A 720-nucleotide genomic window follows, 5' to 3' on the forward strand; every position below is an offset into this window, starting at 1 on the left:
AGAGCAGATCAGGGCTTCCGCGGAGACGGCTCAGTCGCGCAGTGCGGCTCCGAAGCTCTGGGCCGCGACCTCCACACCGGCGAGCTTGGCCTCGGTGGCCTCGGCTGCCGTGAGCGTGCGGTCGTCGGCGCGGAAGCGCAGTGCGAAGGTCAGGCTCTTCGAGCCTTCCGGCACACCTTCGCCGCGGTAGTCGTCCACCAGTCGCACCGATTCGAGCAGCGCACCCGCGCCCTCGGCGAGTGCGGCCTGCACGTCGGCGGCCGGTACGTCCGCGGGGAGCGTGAGCGAGACGTCCTGCGTCGCCGCGGGGAACGTCGACAGCGATGCCGCGACGACCCGACCGCCCGCGAGCGTCAGGATGCGGTCGAGGTCGAGTTCGAACACGGTCGCGCGCCCGGGCAGATCCGCCCCCTCAGCCACCGTGGGGTGCAGCTCGCCGACATAGCCGACCTCTTCGCCGGCGACGCGCAGCGACCCGGTGCGTCCCGGGTGGAGAGCTGCACGCTCGGCCTGGACCACGTCGATCTCGACGCCGGCGGCCGCCGCGATCACACGGACGGCATCCAGCGCCTCGGCCAGACCTGCGGCTTCCGCGGGGCGGCCGGGCTGGCGCGGGGCGACATGACCGGTCAGCAGCGCCGAGACGAACCGGTGCTGCGGCGGGATCGAGGCGTTCAGCGCCGCGAGCGTCGTATCGGACGGGCGCTCACCCAGCGGCGG

General features: G+C 73.6%; 1 protein-coding gene. It reads right to left on the bottom strand.

What is annotated here, in order from left to right; all coding sequences use genetic code 11:
• Positions 1 to 30 precede the first annotated feature (30 nt).
• Positions 31 to 720, bottom strand: a 690-nt coding sequence (locus ACNPM4_RS18480) for a phenylalanine--tRNA ligase subunit beta-related protein (RefSeq protein ID WP_448986667.1), incomplete at its 5' end; no start/stop codon positions are given.

The organism is Microbacterium umsixpiens (assembly GCF_053543675.1).